At 36.9% G+C, this 26,622-nt stretch carries 23 protein-coding genes; 14 read left to right on the top strand and 9 right to left on the bottom strand.

The window, feature by feature from the left end; translation table 11 throughout:
- Window positions 1-117: 117 nt before the first annotated feature.
- Entirely contained in the window at window positions 118-2,025 is a 1,908-nt protein-coding gene (locus tag RGQ13_RS11345) for an EAL domain-containing protein (protein ID WP_348389863.1), read from the bottom strand.
- A 257-nt stretch (window positions 2,026-2,282) separates the two neighbouring features.
- Between RGQ13_RS11345 and RGQ13_RS11340 the strand changes: the two genes are divergently transcribed.
- The 3 genes from RGQ13_RS11340 to RGQ13_RS11330 all read left to right on the top strand — a co-directional run bounded on the left by RGQ13_RS11340 (window position 2,283) and on the right by RGQ13_RS11330 (window position 4,926).
- The gene (locus RGQ13_RS11340; RefSeq protein ID WP_348389862.1) at window positions 2,283-2,684 is read left to right on the top strand and encodes a diacylglycerol kinase; all 402 of its coding nucleotides are present in this window, start codon (window positions 2,283-2,285) and stop codon (window positions 2,682-2,684) included.
- A gap of 99 nt (window positions 2,685-2,783) precedes the next feature.
- Window positions 2,784-3,842: a CNNM domain-containing protein gene (locus tag RGQ13_RS11335; protein ID WP_348389861.1), complete on the top strand. Its 1,059-nt coding sequence runs from the start codon at window positions 2,784-2,786 to the stop codon at window positions 3,840-3,842.
- Window positions 3,843-4,275: 433 nt separating this feature from the next.
- Window positions 4,276-4,926 (top strand): outer membrane beta-barrel protein, encoded by a 651-nt coding sequence (locus RGQ13_RS11330; protein ID WP_348389860.1) that lies wholly within the window; start codon window positions 4,276-4,278, stop codon window positions 4,924-4,926.
- 125 nt (window positions 4,927-5,051) lie between these two features.
- On the opposite strand, the gene RGQ13_RS11325 is transcribed toward RGQ13_RS11330, so the two are convergent.
- From RGQ13_RS11325 to bepA, 4 genes are read right to left on the bottom strand one after another with little or no spacing between them, the layout of a single operon-like run.
- Window positions 5,052-6,896: a hypothetical protein gene (locus RGQ13_RS11325; RefSeq protein ID WP_348389859.1), complete on the bottom strand. Its 1,845-nt coding sequence runs from the start codon at window positions 6,894-6,896 to the stop codon at window positions 5,052-5,054.
- Window positions 6,897-6,913: 17 nt separating this feature from the next.
- A complete protein-coding gene (locus RGQ13_RS11320; protein ID WP_348389858.1) occupies window positions 6,914-7,351 on the bottom strand; it encodes a DUF2069 domain-containing protein in 438 nt (145 codons plus the stop codon).
- Between the two features lie 7 nt (window positions 7,352-7,358).
- Complete coding sequence (gene arsC / locus RGQ13_RS11315) at window positions 7,359-7,703, bottom strand: arsenate reductase (glutaredoxin) (protein ID WP_348389857.1); 345 nt, start codon at window positions 7,701-7,703, stop codon at window positions 7,359-7,361.
- A gap of 47 nt (window positions 7,704-7,750) precedes the next feature.
- Complete coding sequence (gene bepA, locus RGQ13_RS11310) at window positions 7,751-9,202, bottom strand: beta-barrel assembly-enhancing protease (RefSeq protein ID WP_348389856.1); 1,452 nt, start codon at window positions 9,200-9,202, stop codon at window positions 7,751-7,753.
- A gap of 214 nt (window positions 9,203-9,416) precedes the next feature.
- Between bepA and RGQ13_RS11305 the strand changes: the two genes are divergently transcribed.
- Window positions 9,417-9,644, top strand: a complete 228-nt coding sequence (locus tag RGQ13_RS11305; RefSeq protein WP_348389855.1) for a sulfurtransferase TusA family protein — start codon at window positions 9,417-9,419, stop codon at window positions 9,642-9,644.
- A gap of 7 nt (window positions 9,645-9,651) precedes the next feature.
- Window positions 9,652-10,728 (top strand): AI-2E family transporter, encoded by a 1,077-nt coding sequence (locus tag RGQ13_RS11300; protein ID WP_348389854.1) that lies wholly within the window; start codon window positions 9,652-9,654, stop codon window positions 10,726-10,728.
- A 49-nt stretch (window positions 10,729-10,777) separates the two neighbouring features.
- On the opposite strand, the gene bcp is transcribed toward RGQ13_RS11300, so the two are convergent.
- Together bcp and RGQ13_RS11290 are read right to left on the bottom strand one after the other, a co-directional pair.
- Window positions 10,778-11,248: a thioredoxin-dependent thiol peroxidase gene (gene bcp, locus RGQ13_RS11295; RefSeq protein WP_348389853.1), complete on the bottom strand. Its 471-nt coding sequence runs from the start codon at window positions 11,246-11,248 to the stop codon at window positions 10,778-10,780.
- Between the two features lie 8 nt (window positions 11,249-11,256).
- Window positions 11,257-11,784, bottom strand: coding sequence for a glycine cleavage system protein R (locus tag RGQ13_RS11290; protein ID WP_348389852.1), 528 nt, complete (start codon window positions 11,782-11,784; stop codon window positions 11,257-11,259).
- 415 nt (window positions 11,785-12,199) lie between these two features.
- Here RGQ13_RS11290 and bamC point away from each other — a divergent pair, with 415 nt between their 5' ends.
- The 3 genes from bamC to RGQ13_RS11275 all read left to right on the top strand — a co-directional run bounded on the left by bamC (window position 12,200) and on the right by RGQ13_RS11275 (window position 15,233).
- The gene (gene bamC, locus RGQ13_RS11285; protein ID WP_348389851.1) at window positions 12,200-13,276 is read left to right on the top strand and encodes an outer membrane protein assembly factor BamC; all 1,077 of its coding nucleotides are present in this window, start codon (window positions 12,200-12,202) and stop codon (window positions 13,274-13,276) included.
- A 221-nt stretch (window positions 13,277-13,497) separates the two neighbouring features.
- Complete coding sequence (locus RGQ13_RS11280; protein ID WP_348389850.1) at window positions 13,498-14,325, top strand: ABC transporter permease; 828 nt, start codon at window positions 13,498-13,500, stop codon at window positions 14,323-14,325.
- The gene (locus RGQ13_RS11275) at window positions 14,322-15,233 is read left to right on the top strand and encodes an ABC transporter ATP-binding protein (RefSeq protein WP_348389849.1); all 912 of its coding nucleotides are present in this window, start codon (window positions 14,322-14,324) and stop codon (window positions 15,231-15,233) included. Before RGQ13_RS11280 ends, RGQ13_RS11275 begins: the two co-directional genes overlap by 4 nt.
- A gap of 36 nt (window positions 15,234-15,269) precedes the next feature.
- On the opposite strand, the gene RGQ13_RS11270 is transcribed toward RGQ13_RS11275, so the two are convergent.
- Both RGQ13_RS11270 and RGQ13_RS11265 read right to left on the bottom strand, forming a co-directional pair.
- Window positions 15,270-16,343 (bottom strand): hybrid sensor histidine kinase/response regulator, encoded by a 1,074-nt coding sequence (locus RGQ13_RS11270; RefSeq protein ID WP_348389848.1) that lies wholly within the window; start codon window positions 16,341-16,343, stop codon window positions 15,270-15,272.
- 368 nt (window positions 16,344-16,711) lie between these two features.
- Entirely contained in the window at window positions 16,712-18,001 is a 1,290-nt protein-coding gene (locus RGQ13_RS11265) for a citrate synthase (RefSeq protein ID WP_348389847.1), read from the bottom strand.
- Between the two features lie 521 nt (window positions 18,002-18,522).
- Here RGQ13_RS11265 and sdhC point away from each other — a divergent pair.
- The 6 genes from sdhC (at window position 18,523) to odhB (ending at window position 26,243) form a co-directional block, all read left to right on the top strand.
- Window positions 18,523-18,897, top strand: a complete 375-nt coding sequence (sdhC, locus tag RGQ13_RS11260; RefSeq protein ID WP_348389846.1) for a succinate dehydrogenase, cytochrome b556 subunit — start codon at window positions 18,523-18,525, stop codon at window positions 18,895-18,897.
- On the top strand, window positions 18,891-19,238 hold the full coding sequence (gene sdhD, locus RGQ13_RS11255; protein WP_348389845.1) for a succinate dehydrogenase, hydrophobic membrane anchor protein: 348 nt from the start codon (window positions 18,891-18,893) through the stop codon (window positions 19,236-19,238). The genes sdhC and sdhD overlap by 7 nt, the downstream gene beginning before the upstream one ends.
- The gene (gene sdhA, locus RGQ13_RS11250; RefSeq protein WP_348389844.1) at window positions 19,239-21,011 is read left to right on the top strand and encodes a succinate dehydrogenase flavoprotein subunit; all 1,773 of its coding nucleotides are present in this window, start codon (window positions 19,239-19,241) and stop codon (window positions 21,009-21,011) included.
- A gap of 11 nt (window positions 21,012-21,022) precedes the next feature.
- Window positions 21,023-21,733, top strand: coding sequence for a succinate dehydrogenase iron-sulfur subunit (locus RGQ13_RS11245; protein ID WP_348389843.1), 711 nt, complete (start codon window positions 21,023-21,025; stop codon window positions 21,731-21,733).
- A gap of 176 nt (window positions 21,734-21,909) precedes the next feature.
- Complete coding sequence (locus RGQ13_RS11240; RefSeq protein WP_348389842.1) at window positions 21,910-24,717, top strand: 2-oxoglutarate dehydrogenase E1 component; 2,808 nt, start codon at window positions 21,910-21,912, stop codon at window positions 24,715-24,717.
- Window positions 24,718-24,764: 47 nt separating this feature from the next.
- Window positions 24,765-26,243: a 2-oxoglutarate dehydrogenase complex dihydrolipoyllysine-residue succinyltransferase gene (odhB, locus tag RGQ13_RS11235; RefSeq protein WP_348389841.1), complete on the top strand. Its 1,479-nt coding sequence runs from the start codon at window positions 24,765-24,767 to the stop codon at window positions 26,241-26,243.
- Window positions 26,244-26,622 lie beyond the last annotated feature (379 nt).

The following is a 26,622-nucleotide window of genomic DNA, read 5'->3' as shown; positions in this document are numbered from 1 at the left end:
TTATTAGTCAATAAACAACACGTTGTTAGTAAGGTTATTCGTAGTGTTATTTTAGTTGGTTACTTATTGCACATAATATGAAGGTTATGTGCAATTTAATTTACAACCAACCTGGATTTACAGTGGTTCTGGTTTACCTAAATAAAATCCTTGGCAACCATCCATAAATACTTCGTCAAATGTATGTTTCTCCTCTTGAGTTTCTACACTTTCAGCTAACACTCTAATTCCTAAGCGATGGGCTAGGTCTATCATCAATCGTAAGAAGTATTGATTATTCTTATCTATATGTATGTTGCGGGTATAACTGCCGTCCATTTTAATGTAATCAGGCGATAATTCCCTAAAGAACTTAAATGATGTGAGACCAACACCAAAATGTTCAACACAAATTCGAGCACCAACCCGATGTATCATATCAATAAAGTGGGAACTGCCTTTAATATTTTGTTCTAAACCATACTCACTAATTTCAAATACTAAACGAGTAGCAATATCGTGATCTTTTAATAAACGACGTTCTAACCAAATAATGAAATGCTCATCATGAACAGAACGAGTGCTTAAATTAATACCGAATGTTTGTTCACTAAGATTTTTTTCTTTAATTTCAGAGAGGGTTTTCTCTATAACTAAACGGTCTATCAAGATGATCTTATCAAGCTTTTCGGCCATAGCGATAAATGTTGCTGTAGGTAATATATCACCTTCAGAACTGGTGAACCTTGATAAAACCTCATTGTATATTCTATTATTTCGGCTACTCGGTTGGATAAGTTGAGAAAGTAATGAAACACTTTGATTTTCAATTACATAACTTATTTCTTTACTCCAGTTTTGGTTACCAAAACCAGCGGTTTCACTTTGTAATAGTTCAGGATCACGTTGCACATACCAAGAGTTTTTATTACGAGTTTGCGCCATACTAATAGCGGTATCTGCTAGAGCTAACATTTCACCAAGAGGGCGATGCATATCAACTTTTACTATGCCGGAGAAGGCTATAGAATCAAAATCAGCAAGTTGTTGATATTCATTAAATAAGCCGGTCAATTCTGCTCCAAACTTTTCAGCCACCTTTAACGTGATATTAGGTAAAAATGTAGCAAAGTCAGAGCCATTTAAACGGTACACATGAGCTGAATCTAGGTTCTTAATTTGTGCTTTTAATATATTGGCAACTTGGCAAATGTAACGGTCACCTTCTTGATAGCCATGAACTTGGTTGATGGTTTGTAATTCCGAACAGCGGGTAATTATCAAGACCCCAAAACCTGAAGATTTGTTTGATTCAGTGAATTCAGTAAAAAAATCAACAAAGCCACTACGGTTTTCAAGTTCAGTTAGATGATCAATATAAGCGGTTTGTTGTAGCTGCTGGGTTTTGATCAACTTATTACTGACAAATGTTTTTAATTCGGTAAGTACGCTATTAACATCATCAAACTCTGTTGGAAGAGTTAATTTACCCGTTGTTTCTCTATTGGTAATTGCTGTTTTAATTTCAGTTGCAATAAGTTCTGATATTTTTTTTGATGCTTTTCGACTCGCTCTGCCGGTAAGTGAACTCGTTACTAATGAACCAATTACCAACACCAACAGCGCGGTTAGTAAAATAAATAAGGTAATTGAGTTATATAAATTAAATAAACTGTCATTATTTAAGCGGTACTTGATGTAGATGTTTAACGAGTTGTTTTTAACAGTTTCAAGTTTTGTTTCACCATTTAATAAGGTTATAAAACTGAAAGTAGGATCAGCGTTTGTATAGCTGTAAATTACATCATTATTAAAATTAGTTATTACTAATTCATCGTATTCAAATGCTAAGCGCAGCTGTTTTGAAAAACCTTTAAGATCATCACCTTTGTAATGTTCTGTAATTTTTTTAAGTGAAATGTGATGATCACTTTGAGCTTCACTAATAAAGTTATTTAGGCTGTATAAACTGAAGCTAAAATAACAGATACAAAATAATGCAGTAATGAAGATGTTCTTGAAAAAAATACGCGCTAATGTCGACATCGTAAAAATAGATCCCTAATCCCTAAAATTTCAATACCTTGGAATGTATTGATAGTTACTTTTTTTATAAATTTTTATAACTATACCTTATGCAAATTAATATCTAAAAGCAATCTTTTAAAAGTTTGCTGTTAACTTAAAATTAACTGTTTTTGTATTGATTTTTAAACAAATTTTTAGTGTTGTTCTCGCTTTATTATCAGAGGTTAAATATAATCATGACATGCGAACGATAAAAATAATAATAAGTCTGTGTTATGAACGATAATAAATCACCAATCAACAAACTGAATGGTACTGGCATTAGGCGTTTATTCAAAGCTACCTATTGTTCAATTAAAGGCTTTAAGGCAGCTTGGATTCATGAGTCAGCTTTTCGCCAAGAACTCCTTTTAGTGCTGATATTACTGCCGTTTTCATTCGTACTCGCCCAATCAACAAATCATTGGTTGGTACTGATTTTTAGTTTATTGTTTTTGCTTTTTTCCGAACTTGTTAATTCAGCGTTAGAAGCATTGGCCGATAAGGTATGTTTAGACCATGACGAATTAATAGGTCGAGCAAAAGACATAGGCTCTGCCATTGTATTCATTGCCTTAGTATTTTTAAAACTGGTGTGGATTGTCGCTACCTTGCAATACTTTTCAATAATAAGTTAAGATTAAAATATTGATACAGTTACGATTTGTAATAACATTTTTGTTTTATATTGGTTAAACTGGATCTACATTCTTCTCATTTTTTATTACAATATTTAAATGACATTATTAATTGTTTATTTATGCATTGCCATAGGCGTTTCTTTTATTTGTTCAATATTAGAAGCGGTATTGCTTTCCATAACCCCTAGTTTTATTGCTCGTACTAATAAAGCTAAAACTCGAGGCGGGCAGGTTTTATCTAAAGTTAAAAACAATCTCGACCAGTCTATCTCTAGTATCCTTATTTTAAATACTTTTGCTCATACTATGGGCGCTGCGGGTGTTGGTGCTCAGGCCATTCGTGTATTTGGCGAAAAATGGGAGACTTTAATTGCGTTCTTACTTACCTTGGCTATTTTATATCTATCTGAAATTATCCCTAAAACTATAGGCGCTACTTTTTGGCGACAACTTGCAATACCTTCAGCGTACACCATTTCATTTTTGGTGAAATTGGTCTTTCCATTAGTATGGTTGTCTACGCGAGTAACCAAATTATTTTCAAGTAAAAGCAATAATGAAACCAGCCGAGAAGAAGTATTAGCGGTTGCTTCATTAAGCTTTAAAGATGGTGCTATTGCTAGCCAAGAAAATCAACTTGTCGAAAATATTCTTAAATTAAGAGATGCAGATACTGAAGATATTCTGACCCCGCGCAGCGTTGTTCATGCTTTAAATGAAAATACTACAGTTATTGAAGCGTTAGATTTAGAAAAAACTGCTAATTTTACCCGGATCCCTATTTATAAAGACAGCATTGATAATATTAGCGGAGTGATCATTAAGGGCCAGCTTTATGAAAATGAGCGTAAAGGTAAGGGGAGCTTAACATTAAAAGATATTGCCAACCCTTTATATCGAATTTCAGAAAGCTTTCCAGTGCTTAATTTGCTTGATGTATTTATTAAGCGCCAAGAGCATATGTTTTTAGTAGAAGATCACTTTGGCCAAACCGCTGGTATTGTTACTTTAGAAGATGCGATTGAAACCATTTTAGGTCGTGAAATTGTTGACGAAAGTGATAAAGACGCTGACATGCAGAAGCTTGCTAAAGCTAATTATCGACAACGTTTGCGTGAAAAGGGCAGTAAGCTATCTGACAAAGAGAGTGATTAACGGTTCCATTTAAATTTTATATATACCCGTTCCACCTCAATATGCAGGATTTCAGTGGGAGTTAAAAGCAATTTAGGCAAGGCATTCAGAATTTATATCATCCATGATAATTCTAAGTTAATTCATCCTTGAATTAAAAATTTAGACGGCACCATGGATGGTGAAGGTAGAGCGACGCAGGATGCCAAAGCCGAGAATGGTTGTTCCATTGTTAAAATTATTAACGCGGCATAAATTGCTTTTAAACCCATCGAAGAAGTTCTTGAGCAATCCCACTACATCGTTGCAGCTATTTGAAAGGGAATAACCATTTCTACATAACTGCGCCTTGTATTGGCATCGCTCAAGTACTCTGAAACCTGCATCTTGAAGTGGGACGAGTATGTTGCCTATACTTAATGAAAATATACATCATTAGTATTAGGCAACTTATATGCATAAGTCTTTATCTTCCTGTGTTCTTTTACTTAGCTTTTTGGTTACCAATGCATTAGCTGAACAGCCAAATATTACTCCCGCTCGCTCATATTTTTATTTAGGTGGCTTAATTGGCAGTGCTGATACAAAAGAAACCTTTCAAGGCCAACTTGGTACACCAGAGGGTGAATATACTCAATCTGATCAAAATTCAGCCTTTGGTTTTTATATTGGATTTAATTTTGCTGATAAATGGTCATTAGAAAGCAGTATCGTTGTTGTCGGGGGAATAAATGAGCGGCCCTCTTCAATACCAATCGATGAGGTTTACTTAACTGCATTAACTGTAACTCCTGTTTTGCATATTAATATAACCGAGCAGGTATCTATTTATGTAAAAGCCGGTTTAGGGATATTGCTTTACAGTGAAGATTTGCATAAACATGGTGACACTTATCGTCATAGTGGTGACGACTATTGGGCTAGTGCGGGCTTAGCTCTAGGAGCTGGTTTGCAAGTTGATGTTAGTGAGCAAATTGCTTTTCGTTTAGGTTTTGATGCTATGGAAGCCGACTTAGAAGCTGATGACGATAACCATCATCAAAATTTAGCTGATGTAGAAGAAGAGTTCTCAATGGTTTCGATGAGTTTTCATTATAAGTTTTAGAAACGAGAAACGTGAAGTGTGGCGTACCCCCTATTTAGTTGAGTTAGACTTAAACAATAAACCCCAGCAATTGCTGGGGTTTAGTTTGATATCATACTTAGCACTTAGCACTTAGCACTTAGCATTTAGTGTCTAGGTAGCGGTTTACCATGAGCTTGATGAATTCTAATTGCTTTGTCTTTATTGCCTAACTGACTTTTACTTTGCAATTGAGCCGTGCCTTGTGGGCTTATTGGTAAGTTATCCCACCAATCTAGACCTTTGGTCATTTGAATTGGTGCTGGCAAAGTATCTATTAACGTTAAGTCAAACTCTGGCAGTAAACGGCTTGTCACATAAGATGCTCGTTCACTAACTCCGGAGTCGGCAATGCGACCACGCTGGCCCCAACTTACAACATAGCCGCCATCTCTATCAGATGTAACAGCAGTATCTCGCTGAACGCCATAGCGTAGTGACATCATTAGTGATTCGAATAGTATCCCTAGATCTTCTTTTTCGTTGGTGTAATTATAAAAACCGTTAGATACATCGTCTTTGTAAAAAATGCTTACATCGTCGGGTTTATAAGATTTTTGAACTGCATTAGCATCTTCACCTAAAAATCTCACTGCAGCTAAGTCTTTCATTTCCTGACTTTGCAAAGGGAAAAGTACGATTAAATCATCTGAAATCTCTGCTTTGTTTAATGCAGCATCCAAAAACCTAGTAGAGCCTGAATAAGTTCCCCATTCAGTTTGCGGAAAATAATCGTTGGCATGGGCCAGTTCATGATAAAGCAAATCGGCTAAATCATATTTAATATGCGCCAAATCTCGATCTAAACGCTCTGATACTGGAAATGAAAAAGAAACATAATCGTTATTTTTCACATAACGCCAAGGCATAACAAATTGTAATTCAGAGCCAAAATTTGCACGGTAATCAGGAGCTTCATTGATGGTATCTCTTTCTTGTGCGGTTAACCACAAATTGTTAGGATCTAAGTAAATAGCACCTGTTGCAGCCCAATAAAAAGATGGACGAATATCATAGGATAAAACAATTGCAGTTGTTGCTCTAAGTAAATTCTTAAAGTCATTATTAGTATCAAAGGTTTCTAGATAGGCTTTAAAATTTTCTGCCATCCAATCATGAGAAACAACAACTCTGTCCATGATTTGTTCGATAGAAGGTGTATCACCATTAGTTTCATCAGCAAGAATAGGCAGTTCGCCCAAATCACATGAACTACTTAGTTGATTGGAATAAACACAGTTAATTAATGCGTCTTTATAAGCTGAGTTTGGATTGTATACATAGACATTCGCTAAAGCTGAACCTGGGTCGTCGTCATCAAAATATGCGTTAGATGGAATACCAGGGCGGTCTTCAATTAAAACAGAAACCACATCTTTATATGTACTACCGCTAGTATCTTGGGCGCTTACTTCAATCTCAATGATACTATCTTCTAGTACTTTTGGAGAGTTAAAAATTGCAATTTCTTTGTTAGTATTATCTGTGTCAAAATTAATCTCTGGGCCTGATAATTGTTGCCATGAAATACTTTCTAGATCAATATCACTGCTAGTAAATACTCGTAGTGATACTCCTGCATCTTCAACGACACTATGCCCTAAACGAGCGACTAGTTTTGGTGATCCCGTTTCAGCTGTAAAAGTGACCTTTTCTATCTCATCATTGCCATCACTGACATAAGAGACTTCAAAACTATAATCACCAGCGGATGGTATAGTAAATGAGATCACTTTAGATTGTTCACTTAAAAACTCTACCGTTTCACCACTGGTTTGCTGCCAATTTATTTCAGAGATTGATTGTTTTGGCTTTAATAAAATTAAATCTGCATTTTTACCACTTACTAGAGAAACACTTGGTTCTCCTGGTGTAATAATGCCTGACTCATCAATATTATCTCCACATGAGGTAAGTAAAAATAATACTGAAAATATGAGTGGATACTTCATAAACTTTCCTCTACCTATTAGTTTTTTTTATTTTTTAGGTCGTTTGCTTCGCGTTCTTCTTTTAGTTCAACTTTTAATTTTTTTAAGCCTAAACCTAGTTCAATGCCACGGTACTTTGAATAATAGGACCCGGCAAAGAACATTGTTGTTGCAAAGATGAATTCTATGGCAGCCAAAATTCGTTCATCACTAGATACCCAAAGGGTTGTTAAACTATGCAGGAAATAAATCATAACGATAAAATTTGCCCAAGCAAATGTGTAAGGGTTGCCTTTTAACATGCCTCTTAGCGGAAATAATAATGGTAAAATAAACATTATGAATGTTAAAGGCATAGATAAGCTTTCACTAGGCGCTAAAACAAATAACCAAAAAGGCATAAATATTAATAAGCCAAAGTAGCCAAATAAGGCTATTTTGCGTAAATTGTCAGTAGAAATTGATTGATTTTTCATGTTGTTACTACAAAAGAGCCAATACATTTTCAGGAGGACGGCCAATACATGCTTTATTACCCGAAACTACAATAGGACGTTCTATCAATTTAGGCGTTGCTGCCATCGCCGCAAGTAATTCATCGTTACTGATATTTTTATCTGATAAATTTTGTTGCTTATATTCATCTTCTTTAGTGCGCATCATAGCTCTAGGCTCAACTGCTAAAAGCCCTAATATATTTGCTAAAGTTTCGATACTCGGTGGGTTTTTTAAATATTCTACAATTTCTACATCTGTATTGGTTTCTTCAATAAGTGCTAAGGTTTGACGACTTTTTGAACAGCGTGGATTATGATAAATTGTTAGCATTACTTCATTCTCTATTAAAATTATTTGGATTTTGTTTGATGATCAATTTATAAACGTTTCAGTTGATCTTCTTTTTCTTGAAATTGTAAAATTCTTGCTTTAATTCTTTTTTGCATTAAGGTGTTTTTGGCGGTTGCATTATATGCAGTATGTAATTCATCTATTGCTTTCTGATATCCACCTAATAATGCATATACTTCTGCCTGTTGGGCGTGCATTTGTGCTGTCTTTTTCTGTTTACCGTAAACTTTAGTTAATAGATCATTGGCAACAAAGTCTTCCCGATTAACGATTAAGTAATCTTGTAATAAGGTACTGGCAAGTTCATATTGTTTAGCCGTTTGCGCTGTGTTTGCATAGTTTAAAGTGACTACCTGATTATGAGGCATAATTAAGTTGAGTTTGGATAGCATTGACAGTGCAGGTTCGAATTTTTTTTGTTCGATAAGTATGTCAGTCATTGCATCAACATAGAAAAGGTTCTTTGGATCTGCTGATAATAAACTGTTTATGATTTCTTCTGCTTTCTCATATTGTTTATCTTCAAAGTATGACAGTCCTTGACCATATAATGCTGCCTGTTTGATGTTGTATTTTCCAAGTCTAATTTCATCAGAAAACATACTAATATTATCTTTGCCATTACCTTCATATCTTGCTCTTAAACGAGCTTTGGCTAATTCAAAATTCAAACTTGGTGCCAGTAACTTATTAGGATACAACTGCGCACGGTTACGAGAGTCAGTAATGCGTGACTCGGGTAATGGATGAGTTAATAACATTGCAGGTGGCTTTGAGGTGTAACGGTATTTACCTGACATTTTTCTAAAAAAATCAGGCGCTCCATTTGGATCAAACCCGCTATTAACAAGAATGCCCATTCCAACGCGGTCAGCTTCGCTTTCATTACTTCGCGTATAGTTGATACTAGCTTGTTGCCCCGCGGCCATAGTCGTTGTTAAGGCTGCAAATCCAGCTTGTGGATTAATAAGCGTTAACAATACACCGGTAACCATACCTGCAATTGTTAATGGGGCTGTACGTGACTGAGCTTCCATTTTTCGAGCTAGATGACGCTGTGTTACATGGGCAATCTCATGAGAAAGAACTGAAGCTAATTCACTTTCATTATCTGCCATGGTAATTAATCCAGAATGAGTACCTATGTGGCCACCAAAAAATGCGAAGGCGTTTAGTTCTTTATTATTAAGAAGGAAAAATTGAAATTGATAATTTACCCCCTCAGCATTTTTAACTAACTCATTACCTAAATCATTAATATATTCAATTAATACCGGGTCGTGAATTATCGGCTGTGATGCTCTAACTGAGCGCATCATCGCTTGCCCGTACATTCGTTCTTTATCTAAAGATAGGGTACTTACTGCAGAGGTACCTATTTCAGGTAATTGATTTTTATCGGTGGCTAATGAATGGGCACTAGTTGCAAATAAAAAACTGATGGAGAAACTGATGATAGTGATAAATGATTTTTTCATTAAGATCCTGAAAGTGCTGATAAATCTGGTGACAAAGTTTAGAGCCTAAAGTATCAATAAAGTTGCATATAAATTGTTGCAAGTTTATTAATGTATTCTAAGTCTATATATTGAATTATGTTATGACGTTTTACAAGTTCATATATACATAATAGGTTTATTTAACTTTGTGTAATTGCTACTATTTTACAAAATAATGATTATTTCGCAAAACATGGCTAAAACACTACAATATGATGGTAGACTTGAAAAATGTCCTCTGCCTTTGGTAAAAACCAAATTGTTACTCAAACAGCTATCAACTGGGCAGACATTAACATTATTATTAGCCGACCCAGGGTCTATTCAAGATATTCCTCGCTTATTATTTAAGTTAAATATCCCTTTTGAACAAATCTTACTTGCAAAACAACAAGTCAAGATAACAATAATAAAAGAGTAAACACTACATGATTAAATATATTGTTGATTGGTATAAAGAAAAATTTTCAGACCCACATGTGGTTACTTTAACGTTGTTCATCTTAATTGCATTTGCCTTGTTGTACTACTTTGGTAACTTGTTAATGCCAGTGATTGTGGCAGTGGCTTTAGCATTTTTGTTGGAATCGCCAGTACAAAGGTTTGTAAAAACAGGTTTGAGCCGAAATAAAGCCGTGATTATTGTCATGGTACTTTTTACCGGTATTGGTTTGCTAACTATTTTAGGGTTACTCCCGGTACTTTGGCAGCAAACATCTAATTTAATTTCTGAAGTGCCACAAATGTTGGTGCAGGGGAATACCTATTTATTAACCCTGCCAGAAAAGTATCCTGATTTAGTAAAAGTAGATCAAATAGATGCCATTATCAGCTCGGTAAAGGACAAACTTCTAGTATGGGGTCAAGTTGTTTTAGAAGCTTCTCTTAACTCTATATCTGATTTAGTCGCATTGCTTATCTACTTGATCTTAGTGCCGTTAATGGTGTTTTTCTTTTTGAAAGATAAAGTCGATATGATGCAAAACGCAGCTCGTTTTTTTCCAAAAGAACGCCGTCTAACCTCGCAAGTTGCCACTGAAATGCATCAACAAATTCATAATTATATTCGTGGTAAGGTCATTGAAATTTTAATTATAGGTATCGCTTCTACGTTAGCGTTTGTGCTTCTTGATTTACGCTATGGCGTGCTACTTGGCGCTTTAGTTGGATTGTCAGTACTCGTGCCATATGTAGGAGCTACAGTAGTCACTATTCCTGTTTGTTTAGTTGGTTTATTCCAATGGGGAATTAGCCCTGAGTTTGGTTACTTGATGTTAGCTTATGGAATTATTCAAGTTATAGATGGCAATATACTAGTGCCATTGTTGTTTTCAGAAGCTGTTAACTTACATCCCGTAGCGATAATTATTGCAGTAATTTTGTTTGGTGGTTTATGGGGCTTTTGGGGGGTGTTTTTTGCAATTCCGCTTGCTACTTTAGTTAAAGCAATTATTAATGCCTGGCCTACGCCAGAAGATAAAGAAGCTATTATTAGCGAGGCTTAATAATACCAAACGGACTAAATGAACAATCATTTAGTCCGTTTGGTTAAACTTATAATTTATCGATGATATCTATCACTACTTCATGATGATTTTTAGTTTTAAACTTATTAAAAACATGTTCAATGTTGCCATCTAAACCAATTAAGAAGCTTAATCGGTGAATACCATCATATTCTCGGCCCATAAATTTCTTTAGGCCCCAAACGCCAAAATCATCAGCGACTTTGTGGTCTACGTCAGATAATAAAGAGAAGTTTAATTCATCGCGTACACAGAACTTGTCGAGTCTTTTTACCTCATCTGGACTGATACCAAAAACAACGGTGTTTAAATCAGCGAGCTTTGCTTTACTGTCCCTTAAACCTTGTGCTTGTACGGTACATCCCGGTGTCATAGCTTTTGGATAAAAGTAAACGAGGACACGCTTCGTTCCTATATAATCAGCTAATTGTACAGTTTCATTATTTTGATTTAATAAAGAGAAAAGTGGGGCTTTATCGCCCACTTGCAAAGTGTTCATAAAATTCCTTAAAGGATAAAATTAGTAGGGGTCTTGAAAGTGCCTGTTACGGCTAAAGTCTGGCATAACTGTTGGAATTCATCTTCCAATTGCTGTTTGTTAATAAGTTCAGATAAATTAATTAGCAAAGATGTTGTAATGATATTTTTTTCTGGAGCTGCAACCGTTTTAATTGAGGTCAGATCAATGTGTCTTTTCGCAAAAAATTGAGTGACTTGTTTTAAAATACCTTTTGAATCTTTACCATTAATCTCTACCTCTAAACATTCCTTTACTATGGCTTTTATCGGCTGAGTCGTTCGTTTAATTATGGTAAGCAAGGCTAGAGAGTGTGCTAATAAAGGCAAACGAGATTCAATTTGATTAATTGCTGATTTACTACCACTTAACAACATAACTAGAGTAAATTCATTACCTAAAATAGCCATACGCGAGTCATCAATGTTACAACCAAATTCGCTGGTTAGTTTCGTTATTTCACTAACAATACCTGTCCTGTCTGTTCCAAGCGCGGTAAATACCAAGTAATGGCTCATATAATCTCAATATACATTTATATTATTTTATTTTATTGTAGTTGGTCTTTTGACGACAATAAAGTGTTAATAAAAACTTACCGCGTAGTTTTTCAACTAGCTAATTCAATTATTGACAGTTAAGCAATGAAATTTCAACGTGTTTTAGTCAGTAAACCTTGTGTTTATAACAACAGACAAGTACCATAAACCGCAATTAAAAAAGAGCTTCGAATTTATTTGAATTTTTTCGGAACTTTATAAATAAAACATAATCAAAATGCTCTAATGTAACCACAGTTTATAACTATTGATGATTTATCTATGGTTATGATTAGCGCTTAAATAACAATAACTGTTGTTAAATATTACCAATATCGTTTAAACAACAGCAAAGCATACTTATGTATGCAGGCTTTATCCCTCAGGAGTTTCAATGGATCGCCGTATTTTAACTATTTCTCTAGTAAGTTTATCTCTTGCTGCGTGTAGTAATGTAGAAACACGTAAACAAGCCAAAGGCGACTTCGATTACGTTAATATCAAACAAGCTAAAGAATTACAATTACCTGTGGGTTTAGATAAACCTGTTGAAACGACCTTATATTCAATTCCTGAAGTTAAAAATCAAGGACCTGTAGGTAAGAACGTTGATGTTCGAGCTCCGGCACTAGTATTGCCGTTGGCATCAGGTAGCAGGATTGATGAATTTGATAAAGAGGCTGCTATTTGGTTTGATCAAATTGATGATGACCGTGATTTACGTGAATTAGTAATTAAAGCTATCAAAGATTACCTTGGCACTGAAGAGGTAACCTTTACTAGCGAAGATCCTGTAAATAATGTTTGGGAATCTGATTGGTTTCACCTTGAAGAAGAGAGTGGTTACTTATTTTGGTCAAGCATCGATTTAACTGAGAGTTGGCGTTTTCGATATTCTTTAGTTACTAAGCCGCACGGTCGTAGCGTAGGTTTAAATGTTGAATTAATCGATTACATGCATACTTCTGATAAAGGCTCGACTAAAAAAATTGACCCTATTGAACAACAGCGTGTAGAAATGGCGATGATAAATGCAGTTACTTCACAGCTTGATTACCAATATCGTTTAAATAATCGTGATGATCGTATTGCCCGAGCTAATATGGAAATAGTAACCTTAGGGGAATCCGATAAAGGTGAACCAGCACTAATTATTGATTATCCTCTTGATGAATTATGGCGCTATTTGCCAGGCTTCTTTGAGCAATATAATTTTGCAGTGACAGACCTTAATGAAGATAAATATTTCTATGAGGTAGAATATACTTTGATTGAACCAAGCCTATGGGATTCTATCTGGGGTGATGAAATCCCCGTTGTGAATATAAAGGATGGTGCTTATCGTTTCAAATTAACTGCTAAAGGCAAACAAACCGCATTAGTTATTCAAGATGATGATCAACAGGTATTGTCAAAAGAGCTACTAGAAGAAAACTTTGAAGTATTAGAACCAGCGTTATCGTTTAGATAAAGTGATACTTTAATAAATTTAAAGGCTCTGTAGTTTACTACAGGGCCTTTTTAATGTCTGAGAAACGAGAAACGAGAAACGAGAAACGAGAAACGGGAAACGTGGAGTGTGTATTGGGGGCTGTCCAGCCAGCATAAATTCTGTTACAACCAAACCTTTGAATGTTATCTTAAATTGGTATAACTTATTTTAAGGTGAGTTCTTAACTATTGGTGAAAACATTGAATTCTTCATTTCAACCAACTCTATTAAGATTATGGCATTTGGCCTGTTTTGAAATAACCCGGGTGTTTCAAACAAAGAGTGGTTTATTAGCTTTATTTGCATTTTTACTGGTTTGGTTTTTGATTTTATATTATCCAGTTAATTCTGCTTTTGAATTTATATCCTCGCCATTATTTAAAGACGTGGCTAAAAGTATGTTTGGAGCTTTAGGCTTATCTACATTATTAAAGTGGCCAGTAGCTGAACTTGCTATTTACTGGCTAATCGCACTTTATATTTTTCCAATATTTACCATTGTTATCACTAGTGATCAAACTTGTGCCGACAGAGAAAGAGGTACCTTACGGTTTATCTCTTTACGGGCAACACGCGGAGAAATAATCTTTGGCCGGTTTTTAGGCCAGCTTGTTATCATGACTGTTCTTATCGGGTTAAGTTTAGTGACAACAGTATTGATGGTTGCATTTCGTGATAGTGATTTACTCTCTTCAGGAATACTTAAAGCAAGTCAACTGTACTTTCAGTTAGTGATACTAGTTTTACCTTTTATCGCGCTAATGACTTTGTTTAACAGTTTCACCACATCAGCTAAAAAAGTAGTGCTTTTTAGCATCTTATTTTTCGGTTTAGGGCCGATGATTATCACATTAGTGGAATCTAAATTACCCATATTAGTTTATTTAGGATATTTAATACCAGGAACCCAAATTTCTGATGTGATTAATTCACCGGAGCAGAGTTTAACTATTTACTTGGTTTCACTGAGTCAAATGATGGCTTTTCTTTGCATGGCATACTTTAAAATGAAACGGTGTTCGTTATGAGTGCTTTAATCGAAGTGTCAGGAGTGCATAAATTTTTTGGTGATAAACATGCGTTAAATAATGTTGAGTTTGTGATCAACAAAGGTGAGCCCATAGCATTAGTTGGACCTAATGGAGCAGGAAAAACTACCTTGCTAAGTATTCTATGTGGTTATATTAAACCTAGTAGTGGTAAAGTGTCGGTGTTTGGAGATGAACCAGGTAAACGAGGGAATTTATCTCGTTTGGCTGCTTTACCTCAAGATGCACAATTAGATCCTCGTTTTTCAATTGCCAAACAATTAACATTTTATGCGCAACTGCAAGGGTTTACTAAGCAACAAGCAAAGTTGGAAGCTCAACGAACTTTAAAATTAGTAGGTTTAGAAGATTCTATAAATGAAAAGCCAAGTGCTTTATCTCATGGAATGCGTAAGCGAGTGACGATTGCTCAAGCCTTGATTGGCGACGCTGAAATTGTGATATTAGATGAAGCAACAGCCGGTTTAGATCCTCATAATGCACGTGAAATCCGCTCACTTGTTGCTGAGCTTTCAAGTCAAACTACTTTCATCCTAAGTTCTCATGATTTAAGTGAATTAGAACGTTTATGTAACCGGGTGCTATATTTAGATAATGGCTGTTTACAGCAACATCACACATTAACCAATTCAGTAGACACACACTTTATCACTTTGCGCATGTCAAAACAGCACGATGACTTGATACCTGCTTTAAAAGGATTAGCGCAAGTTACTCAAGTAATTAACAGTCAGGATAAAGAATATTTGATTTCATTTGAAGTTAGTGAAGGTGACGTAGCATTAGATATACAAATTTTACAGTTATGTCATCAAAATGGTTGGCTATATCGTCAGTTAATTAATGGTAAAACGCTAGAAAATCAGTTATTTAATCAAAGTGAATAACTGATTTTAATTGTTCATGATTATTTATGTATTTAGTTAGTATGCCGGCATTATTACCGTAAACTCAGTATATATTTCATCAATAATATTAAAACTAATTCTGCCTTTTTGCGCTTCGGTCATAAGTTTGGCTGAATATGCCCCAAGCCCTGAACCGCGAATATGGTTTGAGGTTGAATATTTTTCAAATAACGTTTCACGAAGATCGGCTGGTATTGCTCCGGTATTATGAAGTTTAAACTCTATTTCGTCATTTGATTCAGAAATGGTAATGTTTATTTCTTCATTGTCAGGGGATGCTTCTACAGCGTTTTTAACTAAGTTATTGAATATTGATAAACACAATAACTCTTCAGCATCCATGTAAGTCGATGGTTGTTTAGACTCTACATTAAAACGTATATTTTTCTTTTCCGCTAAACTGCTAATTGCTTTTATTGCTTTATCGACTAATTTATTTAAATCAACCATGTCTGGAGACAGTGGGTAGGTGTCATTTTCAATTTTAAAAATGTCCAAAGTATTGTTTATCATACTCAATACATTATTGGTTGACTCTTCTATAGAACGAGCGACATTTTTATCCGCTATTTTAGGTAATTCAAACAGAATAACGCCAAGTGGACCTTTTAAATCATGATGGGTAAGTTTTTCTATATCTTCCCGTAACTTAGCATTTTCTATTAGAGTTTCAACTTGATTCTCTAATGCTATTTGACTTTCATGTAAGGTTACATGGGTTTTTACTCTTGCTTTAAGAATTTCTGGCTGTAGCGGCTTAGTTATATAATCGACAGCGCCTAATGTAAAACCACTGGTTATATCGGCAATTTCTGCTTTTGCTGTTAAAAAGATCACAGGGATGTTTTTAGTGGCTTCATTAGCTTTAATTTCTTTACATACTTCATAGCCATCCATTTCTGGCATCATAATATCTAGTAATATCAAATCGATATTAGGATCTGCTTGGGCAATTTTTAACGCTAATTTACCATTGGTAGCAGCTTTAACCTTGTACTTATCTTTTAATAACGCTGAGGCTAGATCTATATTGCCTGGTTCGTCATCGACAACGAGTATGGTATTCTTTTTAGAAGGTTCTGTAGTCATTATTAAATTGAATTCACTCTGAGTGCACTAAAGTATATATGTTAAATCTATGGCTAAATTGATGATAAAGCAATATTTATTCTACCAGTTGCAGATATACGGGGTTAGATGTTAGTAACGAATCACGAATACGTTCTACTGCGAATACTTTACTTCGTACTTTTGAATTAAAGCAATATCGAAGCGTAGCGTATCCGAAGTAGCGAAGCTAAGTATTAGAAGTTACGAAGTAATGGATTCGAAGCGAAATAACCATAACGCGCGAACAAGTTCACGCCAACCATTCTTTCTAATATGGTTGGTCCGAATTTATTCGGACGTATAAAAAAGGCTGCAAATGCAGCCTTTCGATAAACAATTATTATTGTTTACTTATGTGAATCAAGAGGTTTGAACTCTTTATTTAATTCACCAGTATAGTTTTGACGTGGGCGACCAATTTTTTGGCCTGGTTGAGTTAACATCTCATCCCAGTGAGCACACCAACCAACAGTACGTGACATAGCAAATATTACTGTGAACATGCTTGTTGGAATACCAATAGCTTTTAAAATGATACCTGAGTAGAAATCTACGTTCGGGTATAATTTTTTCTCTACAAAGTAAGGGTCTTCTAACGCTACTTTTTCAAGAGCCATAGCAACATCTAATAATGGATCTTCAACACCCAACTCAGACAATACTTGGTGACATGTTTCACGCATTACAGTTGCACGTGGGTCAAAGTTTTTATAAACACGATGACCGAAGCCCATTAAGCGGAACGGGTCAGCTTTATCTTTTGCTTTAGCAACAAACTCATCTACACGGTCAACGTTGCCAATTTCTTCAAGCATAGTTAAACATGCTTCATTTGCACCGCCGTGAGCAGGACCCCAAAGTGAAGCAACACCAGCAGCAATACATGCATATGGGTTAGCGCCAGATGAACCTGCTAAGCGAACTGTCGATGTTGAAGCATTTTGCTCATGATCAGCATGAAGGATAAATATTTTGTCCATCGCTTTTGCAAGGGTAGGACTTACTTTGTATTCTTCTGCTGGTACAGAGAACATCATGTGTAAAAAGTTTTCAGCGTATGATAAATCATTACGTGGGTAAACAAATGGTTGGCCAATGCTATATTTGTATGCCATTGCTGCGATAGTTGGCATTTTAGCAACTAAACGGTGTGCACAACGCTTACGTTGGTCAGCATCAGTAATATCCAAGTCTGAATGATAGAACGATGATAAGGCACCAACAACACCACAAACCATGGCCATTGGGTGAGCATCGTGCATGAAACCACGGAAGAAGTTAGCTAACTTCTCATGTACCATTGTGTGATTAGTAATGATGCTTACAAAATCGTCGTACTGTTCTTGGCTTGGTGCGTGACCATTTAGAAGAACATAACAAACTTCAAGGTAGTCAGCATTATTGGCTAAATCGTCAATAGCATAACCGCGGTGTTGTAAAATACCTTTACCGCCATCAATGAAGGTAATTTCTGACTCACAAGACGCTGTAGCTAAGAAGCCCGGGTCATAAGTAAAGTAGCCTTTGCTACCTAAAGTACGAATATCGATAACGTCGTTGCCAGCAGTACCTGATAAAATCGGTAATTCTGTGATCTCTTTGCCATTAATGCTCAAAGTGGCTTTATTCTCAGCCATAGTTCATCCTCTTATCTGTCTTTATAGTTATAAATTTCATGCGTATGTGAGTTTCTTATAATTAAACAAAGCAAACTTAATTCTTTGCAATTGTATTCAATTACAGATGAAAAACATTAATGTAAATCAAATGTTATGAAAACTTAGTCACTATTCATGAATATAAAATTGCCCGTATTCTACTCTAACTAGGGGGGCGAAAGTCAATTTAAAACGTAACAAGTTAGAATAAAATAATACTTTTGGATGATATTTGTGCGAAATGGCAACAAAGTCAGAACAAAGTGCAATAAAACCCTCGTTAAAATTGTAATTAAATATGTAGGACTATATAATTCCCCCCGATCTATTTAGGCAGGGTAGGCATCTGAGGTTTTTTTGTCAAAGTTTGCCATAATAGATAATTACAATAATATAAAACTTTTACTAAAGTAGCGTATCTTTTTGTTTTCTTATTATGGAAAATAAAAAGCTACAATAAATAACAATAGTTTGATACATAACTTTTTAGGCAAAGAACTGTGAAAAAACAAAGACCTGTAAATCTTGATTTATCTACAATCAATTTACCGGCAGCTGGTAAAGCCTCAATCCTACATCGCGTCAGTGGTGTAATGATGTTTTTCGCTGTAGGTATTTTAATTTGGACCCTTTCCTTATCTCTTTCTTCTGAAGCCGGCTTTAACTCGGTGAAAGAATGTTTAGACGGTGGCTTCTTTAAGTTCATCATGTGGGGCATCATTTCTGCTCTAACTTATCACTTTGTTGGCGGAATCCGTCACTTAATCATGGATCTAGGTCATTTAGAGGAGAAAGGTTCGGGGCAAACTAGTGCCAAGTTCGTTATCGCTCTTTGGATCATATTATCTGTAGTAGCAGGAGTTTGGTTATGGTAGGCAATATCGCAACTTTAGGTCGCAATGGCGTTCATGATTTTATCTTGATCCGCGCTAGCGCAATTGTTTTAGCTTTATATAGCATCTTTATGATGTGTTTCTTTATTTGTACACCGACAGTAACTTATGAAGCTTGGTCAGGTTTGTTTTCAAACCTTGGCATGAAAATTTTTACAATACTTGCAGTTGTTGCAGTACTTTTCCATGCTTGGATTGGTATTTGGCAGGTATTAACAGACTACGTAAAAAATATTAAAGTACGTGGCTTTTTACAATTTATCTTTACCATTACGCTATTCGTATACGTTTTAGCTGTATTGTTAACAGTGTGGGGTGTGTAAGTGAACAACGTTCCAGTTCGTGAATTTGATGCCGTAGTAATCGGCGCTGGTGGTGCAGGTATGCGTGCCGCTCTAGCAATTACTGAATCAGGCAAATCTTGTGCCTTGATTTCAAAAGTTTTCCCAACTCGTTCTCATACGGTATCAGCGCAAGGTGGTATCACCGTAGCTCTTGGTAACGCTCATGAAGATCATTGGGAACAACACATGTACGATACCGTTAAGGGCTCTGATTTTATCGGTGACCAAGACGCAATCGAATACATGTGTAAAACAGGTCCTGAAGCAATCATCGAATTAGAGAAAATGGGTTTACCTTTTTCTCGTACAGAAGAAGGTAAAATTTACCAACGTCCATTCGGTGGTCAATCTAAAAACTTTGGTGGCGAACAGGCGGCTCGTACAGCAGCTGCAGCTGACCGTACCGGTCATGCGCTACTTCACTGTTTATACCAACAGAACGTTAAAAATAAAACTAACGTTTATTCTGAATGGTATGCATTAGATTTAGTTAAAAACGATGACGGTAGCGTTGTTGGTTGTACAGCAGTTTGTATCGAAACTGGTGAAGTAGTTTACTTTAAGTCTCGTGCAACAGTATTAGCAACAGGTGGTGCAGGACGAATTTTTGCATCAACAACTAATGCTCACATTAACACTGGTGACGGTGTTGGTATGTCACTTCGTGCTGGCGTACAAATGCAAGATATGGAAATGTGGCAGTTCCACCCAACCGGTATAGCTGGTGCTGGTGTACTTGTTACTGAAGGTTGTCGTGGTGAAGGTGGTTACCTTCTAAACAAAGACGGCGAACGTTTTATGGAACGTTATGCTCCTAATGCTAAAGATTTAGCTGGTCGTGACGTTGTTGCTCGTTCAATGATGACCGAGATTCGTGAAGGTCGTGGTCTTGAGCATCCTCAATTTGGTAAGCATATTCTACTTAAACTTGATCACTTAGGTCGTGAGACTCTTTACAAACGTCTACCTGGTGTGTGTGATTTATCGAAAACATTTGCTCACATTGATCCTGCTGAATCGCCAATTCCTGTTATACCTACATGTCATTACCAGATGGGTGGTGTACCTTGTAACGTTAATGGTCAAGCACTTAGTATTGGTAGCGATGGCAAAGAAACTATTGTTGAAGGTTTATTCGCCGTTGGTGAAATCGCTTGTGTATCTGTACATGGTGCGAACCGCTTAGGTGGTAACTCATTACTTGATTTAGTTGTATTCGGTCGTGCGGCTGGTAACTTCTTAGGCACTTACCTAAATGATACGCAAAGCGGTAAAGACGCATCTCAATCTGACTTAGACGCAGCTCTTGCTCGTTACAATCGTTGGGAAGGCAGTGAGAAGGGTGAAGATCCTACTCAAATCCGTAAAGACTTACAAAACTGTATGCAAATGAACTTCTCGGTATTCCGTGAAGGTGAAGCTATGGCACAGGGCATGAAAGAGTTAACGGAAATCCGTGAACGTCTACAACATGCTCGCTTAGATGATAAGTCTTCTGAATTTAACACTCAGCGTATTGAATGTTTAGAATTAGATAACTTAATGGAAACGGCTTTCTGTTCAGCTAAAGCTGCAAACTTCAGAACTGAATCTCGTGGTGCTCACGCCCGTCAAGATTTCACTGAACGTGATGATGCAAACTGGTTATGTCACTCAATTTACTCACCTCAAACTGAAGAGATGACTAAACGTGATGTGAACATGGAACCAGTACATCGTGAAGCTTTCCCACCGAAAGCAAGAACATACTAGGAGCCGTTGACATGATTCAGAAGTTTTCAATTTATCGCTACAACCCTGACGTTGACGCGAAACCTTATATGAAAGAGTACTCACTGGAAATTCCAGAAGGCTCAGACATGATGGTATTAGACGCTCTTATTTTATTAAAAGAGCAAGACTCTACATTATCTTTTAGACGTTCGTGTCGTGAAGGTGTATGTGGTAGTGATGGCTTAAACATGAATGGTAAAAATGGCTTAGCGTGTATTACGCCTTTATCAGATGTTAAAAAGAACGTTATTGTTTTACGTCCATTACCAGGTTTACCAGTGGTACGTGATTTAATTATTGATATGACTCAGTTCTATAATCAATATGAAAAAATCAAACCATACTTAATTAACGATGGTCAAAATCCACCAGCGCGTGAACATCTTCAATCTATTGAAGAGCGTGACAAGCTTGATGGTTTATACGAGTGTATTTTATGTGCTTGTTGTTCAACATCTTGTCCATCTTTCTGGTGGAATCCAGATAAATTTATCGGACCTGCAGGTTTATTACATGCTTATCGTTTCCTTATCGATAGCCGTGATACTGCAACTGATGAGCGTTTAGACAACTTGCAAGACGCTTACAGCGTTTTCCGTTGTCATGGCATCATGAACTGTGTTGACGTATGTCCTAAGGGTTTAAACCCTACTAAGGCCATTGGTTCAATCAAATCAATGTTGCTACAAAGAGCGGTATAACTAAATACACTGATACTTAGTTTTCATAGCTAATTATTATAAGGTATATCGCCAGACTCATTTTATGGGTCTGGCATTTTAGTTTTACTAGGTTGATCAATAACATTTTTTTAGCCATACATAGACAGTGGTAATACGTTATTGGTTTTTGTTGCTTCTATCCATAGGAACAGGCAATGCCCGAAGGTGCAATGAAGGCTTGGTTAGAGTCTTCCCATTTCAGCGGTAATAACGCTGAATATATTGAAGAGTTATACGAATTATATCTTGAAAATGCTCATTCTGTATCAGATGAGTGGCGCAAGGTATTTGATGAACTTGAGAAAGTTGACGGTGTAGAAATTGAAACAAACCATTCTGTGGTTCGTAATGAATTTCGCCAACTTGCTAAAGAAGGTATAAAACACGTAACGGTTGGTGCAGAATCAGATGCCAAACAAGTACGGGTTTTACAATTGATAAATGCCTATAGATTTCGCGGTCATCAGAACGCAAATCTTGACCCATTAGGTATTTGGAAACGTGAACGTGTTCGCGACCTTGAGTTAAACCACCACGATTTATCCAAGTCTGAATTTGATAAAGAATTTAACGTTGGTTCATTAGCCGTAGGCGTTGAATCAATGAAGCTAGGTGATATTTATAAAACGCTAGAGAAAACGTATTGTGGCTCTATCGGTGCAGAGTACATGCACATCACTTCTACTACTGAAAAGCGTTGGTTACAACAACGTCTTGAATCGGTGCAATCACAAGCTAAATTCAGTAAAGCAGAAAAAACTGAAATTTTAAAAGACTTGATTGCTGCTGATGGATTAGAAAAATACTTAGGCGCAAAATTCCCCGGTGCAAAACGTTTCTCATTAGAAGGCGGCGACAGCTTAGTTCCAATGTTAAAACAGTTAATCACACGCGCTGGTGAACATGGCACTAAAGAAGTCGTTCTTGGTATGGCTCACCGTGGCCGCTTAAACGTGTTAGTAAACGTTATGGGTAAAAACCCAAGCAAACTATTTGATGAATTCGCTGGTAAAGTTGATCAAATTGGCTCAGGTGATGTTAAGTACCATCAAGGTTACTCTTCTGATTTCGTAACCCCTGGCGGTAACGTTCACTTAGCCTTGGCATTTAACCCATCTCATTTAGAGATTGTTAACCCGGTAGTTATTGGCAGTGTACGTGCCCGTTTAGACCGTCGTGATTGTGATAAGGGTGACCTAGTTTTACCTATTACTATTCATGGTGACTCAGCAATTGCTGGTCAGGGTGTTGTACAAGAAACCTTTAATATGTCACAAGCCCGTGCATATAAAGTAGGTGGTACCATTCGAGTTGTTGTGAACAACCAAGTTGGTTTTACCACGTCTAAACCTGAAGATACTCGCTCAACAGAATACTGTACCGATATCGCCAAGATGGTACAGGCACCAATTTTACATGTTAATGGTGATGATCCTGAAGCGGTTGTGTTAGCTACTCAAGTTGCACTTGATTACCGCAACACGTTTAAACGTGATGTTGTAATTGATTTAGTGTGTTATCGCCGTCATGGTCATAACGAAGCTGATGAGCCAAATGCAACTCAGCCTTTAATGTATCAAAAAATTAAAACTCATCCGACTCCGCGTCAAATGTACGCTGATCAATTAGATGCAGAGCGCACACTTAGCTCTGCTGAATCAAAAGAGTTGGTTGAATATTACCGTAAGCTGCTTGATGAAGGTCAATGTACTGTAGAACAATGGCGCCCAATGACAGAACACTCTGTTGATTGGACTCCGTTTATTGGTCATGACTGGGATGATGACTACGATCATCAAATTGATCTTACTAAATTAAAATCGTTAGCGACTAGTATCAGCTCATACCCTGAAGAGCACAAATTACAATCACGTGTTAAGAAAATATACGATGATCGTAAGAAAATGGCCGCAGGTGAGAAATTACTTGATTGGGGCATGGCTGAAAACTTAGCTTATGCTTCTATTGTTGATTTAGGTGAGCGTGTTCGAATTACCGGTCAAGATGCAGGTAGAGGAACATTTTTCCATCGCCATTCAGTACTTCATAATCAAGAAGATGCATCAACTTATTTGCCTTTACAACATCTTAGTAAAGACCAAGGCCCATTTGAAGTATACGACTCAGTTTTATCTGAAGTTGCTGTACTAGCCTTTGAATATGGTTATACAACGGCTGAACCAAGTGGCTTAACTATTTGGGAAGCGCAGTTTGGTGATTTTGCCAATGGTGCACAAGTGGTATTTGACCAATTTATATCATCTGGTGAACAAAAGTGGGGCCGTTTATGTGGCTTAACTATTTTATTACCACATGGTTATGAAGGCCAAGGTCCAGAGCATTCATCAGCTCGTTTAGAACGTTTCTTACAATTATGTGCAGATCACAACATGCAAGTATGTGTGCCTTCTACTCCGGCACAAGTATTTAACATGTTACGTCGCCAAGTGGTACGCCCAATGCGTCGTCCATTGATTGTAATGTCGCCTAAATCTTTACTTCGTCATCCTTTAGCTGTTTCTTCATTAGAAGAATTAGCCGATGGTACATATCACAATGTGATTGGTGAAATTGATGAACTTAATGCTAAAGATGTTACTCGTGTTGTTATGTGTTCTGGTAAGGTCTACTACGAACTACTCGAACAACGCCGTAAAAATGAACAGAAGGACGTAGCAATTGTTCGTATTGAACAATTATATCCGTTCCCTGAAGCAGAATTGAAAGACGTTATCGCACAATATCCAAACGCGAAAGATTTCGTTTGGTGTCAAGAAGAGCCTCAAAACCAGGGCGCATGGTACTGTAGTCAACACCATTTCCGCAGCACTATCCCTGAAGGTTCAACTTTGACCTATGCCGGTCGCACAGCGTCAGCAGCACCTGCATGTGGCTATATGTCTTTGCATGTGAAAGAACAGCAAGCATTAGTGAATGATGCGTTAACTATTAATAAAGCTTAACTTATAAAAGTTAAGCTATTTGAATTTAAGATTTCTAAGGAATAAAAATGACAACTGAAATTAAGGTTCCAGTTTTGCCAGAATCAGTTGCTGACGCAACAGTAGCTACATGGCACGTACAAGTTGGTGATGCAGTAACTCGTGATCAAATATTAGTGGATATTGAAACTGATAAAGTAGTGTTAGAAGTAGTAGCACTTGAAGAGGGCGTTATTACTGCTATTAATGAAGTAGAAGGCGCAACTGTATTAGGCGACCAAGTAATTGGTGTTATTGCTGCCGCAGGTGCTAAAGCAGCTCCTGCAGCTAAAAAAGCTAATGCTGAGAGTTCTGCACCTACAGCTGCCGCTAAAGTAATTGATATTAACGTACCAGTACTTCCAGAATCAGTTGCTGATGCAACGGTTTCTACTTGGCATGTTAGTGAAGGTGAAACAGTAACTCGTGATCAAAACCTTGTGGATATTGAAACAGACAAAGTTGTACTTGAAGTTGTTGCTCAAGAAGACGGTGTAATTGGTAAGATTATCCACGCAGAAGGAGACACTGTATTAGGCGACCAAACTATCGGTCATTTAAATGCAGGCGCGGTTTCTGCACCAGTTGCTGCTACTGTTGAAGAAACTGCTGGCGACGATATTGCCAGCCCATCTGTACGTCGTTTATTAACTGAAAACGGTTTATCTGCTAGCCAGGTTACTGGTTCAGGTAAAGGCGGTCGCATCTCTAAAGAAGACGTTGAAGCGCACTTAGCTGCTGCTAAAGCTCCTAAGGCTGCTGCTAAAGCCGCTCCTGCAGCATCTGCTCCAGTTGTTGCTCAAGGCGAACGTAGCCAAAAACGTGTTCCGATGACACGTTTACGTAAAACTATTGCTAACCGTTTATTAGAAGCGAAAAATTCAACGGCAATGCTTACTACGTTTAACGAAGTAAACATGAAGCCAATTATGGATCTTCGTAAGCAATATAAAGACTTATTTGAAAAGACTCACGACACTCGTTTAGGTTTCATGTCTTTTTACGTGAAAGCAGTAACTGAAGCGCTTAAACGCTTCCCTGCAGTAAATGCTTCAATTGATGGTGACGATATTGTATATCACAACTTCTTTGATATCAGCATTGCTGTATCAACACCACGTGGACTAGTTACTCCTGTATTACGTGATGCTGATCAATTAGGCATGGCTGGTATTGAAAACGGTATCCGTGATTTAGCAATTAAAGGCCGTGACGGCAAGCTAACTATGGATGAAATGATGGGCGGCAACTTCACTATCACTAACGGTGGTGTATTCGGTTCATTAATTTCAACGCCTATCTTAAACTTACCGCAAGCGGCAATTTTAGGTATGCACAAAATCCAAGACCGTCCTATGGCAGTTAACGGAAAAGTTGAAATATTACCTATGATGTACTTAGCGTTATCTTACGATCACCGCTTAATCGACGGTAAAGAGTCAGTAGGCTTCTTAGTAACAATTAAAGAATTACTAGAAGATCCAGCTCGCTTATTACTTGATATCTAATCGTTTTAGATAATCTTTAAAATATGAAAGCCGCTATTTATTAGCGGCTTTTTTGTATCTGAATTGCAAACCCAAACATAGATGAAAAAATACACCGTCATTCCTGAAGAGCACTAGCGACATCAGGGATCTCCTGAAGCGAGCTTAGGCTTTAAAAAGTAAAAAACTTTGTATATAGGCTCTTTATAACCGAAGGGAGGTCCCTCCGCTCGACAATTTCTCCTGCATTCTTCTCGGCACCTGTTCCCGACAGTGCTCTACCTCCGATATCCATATCGTCGTACCTACGTGCATCCATGCTCTAGTCGTGGGGGATGACGTGGTTAATTGTTTTTGGTTTTTGACCTGTTATCTGGAATGTTTTCCCTTAATTTGACTA

This window comes from Thalassotalea psychrophila (genome assembly GCF_031583595.1).
Lineage (GTDB): Bacteria > Pseudomonadota > Gammaproteobacteria > Enterobacterales > Alteromonadaceae > Thalassotalea_A > Thalassotalea_A psychrophila.
This window is presented reverse-complemented; position numbering and strand designations above follow the sequence as displayed.

Excerpts from the sequence above, each read along its gene's own strand:
- RGQ13_RS11345 (WP_348389863.1), bottom strand. The coding sequence starts at position 2,025 with ATGTCGACATTAGCGCGTATTTTTTTCAAGAACATCTTCATTACTGCA.
- RGQ13_RS11340 (WP_348389862.1), top strand. The coding sequence starts at position 2,283 with ATGAACGATAATAAATCACCAATCAACAAACTGAATGGTACTGGCATT.
- RGQ13_RS11335 (WP_348389861.1), top strand. The coding sequence starts at position 2,784 with ATGACATTATTAATTGTTTATTTATGCATTGCCATAGGCGTTTCTTTT.
- RGQ13_RS11330 (WP_348389860.1), top strand. The coding sequence starts at position 4,276 with ATGCATAAGTCTTTATCTTCCTGTGTTCTTTTACTTAGCTTTTTGGTT.
- RGQ13_RS11325 (WP_348389859.1), bottom strand. The coding sequence starts at position 6,896 with ATGAAGTATCCACTCATATTTTCAGTATTATTTTTACTTACCTCATGT.
- RGQ13_RS11320 (WP_348389858.1), bottom strand. The coding sequence starts at position 7,351 with ATGAAAAATCAATCAATTTCTACTGACAATTTACGCAAAATAGCCTTA.
- arsC (WP_348389857.1), bottom strand. The coding sequence starts at position 7,703 with ATGCTAACAATTTATCATAATCCACGCTGTTCAAAAAGTCGTCAAACC.
- bepA (WP_348389856.1), bottom strand. The coding sequence starts at position 9,202 with ATGAAAAAATCATTTATCACTATCATCAGTTTCTCCATCAGTTTTTTA.
- RGQ13_RS11305 (WP_348389855.1), top strand. The coding sequence starts at position 9,417 with ATGGCTAAAACACTACAATATGATGGTAGACTTGAAAAATGTCCTCTG.
- RGQ13_RS11300 (WP_348389854.1), top strand. The coding sequence starts at position 9,652 with ATGATTAAATATATTGTTGATTGGTATAAAGAAAAATTTTCAGACCCA.
- bcp (WP_348389853.1), bottom strand. The coding sequence starts at position 11,248 with ATGAACACTTTGCAAGTGGGCGATAAAGCCCCACTTTTCTCTTTATTA.
- RGQ13_RS11290 (WP_348389852.1), bottom strand. The coding sequence starts at position 11,784 with ATGAGCCATTACTTGGTATTTACCGCGCTTGGAACAGACAGGACAGGT.
- bamC (WP_348389851.1), top strand. The coding sequence starts at position 12,200 with ATGGATCGCCGTATTTTAACTATTTCTCTAGTAAGTTTATCTCTTGCT.
- RGQ13_RS11275 (WP_348389849.1), top strand. The coding sequence starts at position 14,322 with ATGAGTGCTTTAATCGAAGTGTCAGGAGTGCATAAATTTTTTGGTGAT.
- RGQ13_RS11270 (WP_348389848.1), bottom strand. The coding sequence starts at position 16,343 with ATGACTACAGAACCTTCTAAAAAGAATACCATACTCGTTGTCGATGAC.
- RGQ13_RS11265 (WP_348389847.1), bottom strand. The coding sequence starts at position 18,001 with ATGGCTGAGAATAAAGCCACTTTGAGCATTAATGGCAAAGAGATCACA.
- sdhD (WP_348389845.1), top strand. The coding sequence starts at position 18,891 with ATGGTAGGCAATATCGCAACTTTAGGTCGCAATGGCGTTCATGATTTT.
- RGQ13_RS11245 (WP_348389843.1), top strand. The coding sequence starts at position 21,023 with ATGATTCAGAAGTTTTCAATTTATCGCTACAACCCTGACGTTGACGCG.
- RGQ13_RS11240 (WP_348389842.1), top strand. The coding sequence starts at position 21,910 with ATGCCCGAAGGTGCAATGAAGGCTTGGTTAGAGTCTTCCCATTTCAGC.
- odhB (WP_348389841.1), top strand. The coding sequence starts at position 24,765 with ATGACAACTGAAATTAAGGTTCCAGTTTTGCCAGAATCAGTTGCTGAC.